This window comes from Huaxiibacter chinensis (assembly GCF_022171985.1).
In the GTDB taxonomy this organism is placed as follows: Bacteria; Pseudomonadota; Gammaproteobacteria; order Enterobacterales; family Enterobacteriaceae; genus Enterobacter; species Enterobacter chinensis_A.
Genome location: NZ_JAJVHF010000050.1, coordinates 1 through 1,543 on the forward strand (window position 1 = coordinate 1; position 1,543 = coordinate 1,543).

A 1,543-nucleotide genomic window follows, 5' to 3' on the forward strand; every position below is an offset into this window, starting at 1 on the left:
CTGGGCGAAATGCGCCTGGTAAGCAGAGTTTTTGAAATGTAAGGCCTTTGAATAAGACAAAAGGCTGCCTCATCGCTAACTTTGCAACAGTGCCCTATAAACGGTCACGCTGAATCGCTATTGATTCGGACCCTGATGAAAGACGCTCGTGAGATCCTCCTTCGTTAATCGGATAGTGATATCCAGTAGGATATGCAGATACTTCTCACGGGGGTCTAACCCTTTACCATCAACGAGTTACAGTTCAGTTACTACTCAGTTTAATTTTTCACGTTGTTGAATACAGTCTGAAGTCATCGCCGTAATGTAATGATGCCCAGCACAACCTCGCATTCTTGGCGGCGATTGCAACGACAGCACGCCAGTATCCCCGCCTACCAATCAACGAGCAGACCCAACGGCTAAACGAGTCCGTTCTATTCTCTGCCCCTACCATAACAGAACGGGCTCCCTGGACCAGCAGGGTTCGCAGGTAGGCATCACCCGCTTTTGTTATCCTGCCAAGCTTTGATTTTCCGCCACTACTGTATTGTGATGGCGTTAGCCCCAACCAGGCTGCCAGTTGGCGCCCGTTCTTAAAATCATGGGCATTGCCAATACTGGCGACCAGCGCACTCGCCGTTGTGGGCCCAATACCTTTCAGTTCCATTAACTGCTGGCTGCGATGATCTGTTTTGGCAACACGAGATAACACCCTGTCATATTCGGCGATTTTCTCTTCAATATTAGTGACATGTGCTAATAGATCATCAATGCACAGCCTGACCTGTACTGGCAGAGTTTCCTTCTGGTCAGAAACAGCATGACGCAGAGCATCAGTGCTTTGTGGGGCAATAACCCCGAATTCAGATACCAACCCCCGAAGACGGTTATACGTCGCTGTTCTTTCCTGAATAAATCCCTGTCTTGTCCTATGTAAGCATTGCATTGCCTGCTGGCTTTCGTCTTTGACGGGTACAAAGCGCATGTGCGGCCGCTGCACAGCCTCACAAATAGCTATTGCATCAGCTGCATCATTTTTCCCGGTCTTACCCGCCATGCGATAGGGTGAGACAAATTTCGGTGCCATCAACCGGACATCATGGCCATACTGCCTGAATAATCTTGCCCAATAGTGGGCACCCGAGCAGGCTTCCATTCCAATGACACAGGGAGGTAAACCAGCGATGAGTTCAGAAAGTGCTGCACGCGACACCTTGGGTTTAACCAGAACTGCTTTACCATTTTGGTCAACGCAGTGAACAGCAAACACATTTTTAGCAAGATCGATACCGACAGTGGTGATGGTCATAACGAATCCCTCTGGGTCAATGTTTATCCCATGATTGCATGAAAGTTAACCAGGCGCATATCCAGGGGAAGTCCCTTCCATTCGCTAAGCCAGTGACTAAAGCAGGTATGACGGTCCGCTTTGAATCGCCACGGGTTTAACAGACACCTCAGAGTCATGTCATGCAGCTCCACCGATTTTGAGAACGACAGTGACTTCCGTCCCAGCCTTGCCAGATGTTGTCTCAGATTCAGGTTATGTCGCTCAATGCGC

The 1,543-nt window shown here is 49.3% G+C and carries 1 protein-coding gene and 1 pseudogene; both read right to left on the minus strand.

From position 1 onward, the window contains the following. Positions 1-268 precede the first annotated feature (268 nt). The gene (locus LZP96_RS23840) at positions 269-1,291 is read right to left on the minus strand and encodes an IS110-like element IS5708 family transposase (RefSeq protein WP_032736818.1); all 1,023 of its coding nucleotides are present in this window, start codon (positions 1,289-1,291) and stop codon (positions 269-271) included. Positions 1,292-1,425: 134 nt separating this feature from the next. Continuing rightward, positions 1,426-1,543, minus strand: a pseudogene (locus tag LZP96_RS23845) (IS1 family transposase); the annotation flags it as partial.

Bases quoted from the DNA above. Each gene is read 5' to 3' on its own strand.
- LZP96_RS23840 (WP_032736818.1), bottom strand. From the start codon at position 1,291: ATGACCATCACCACTGTCGGTATCGATCTTGCTAAAAATGTGTTTGCT.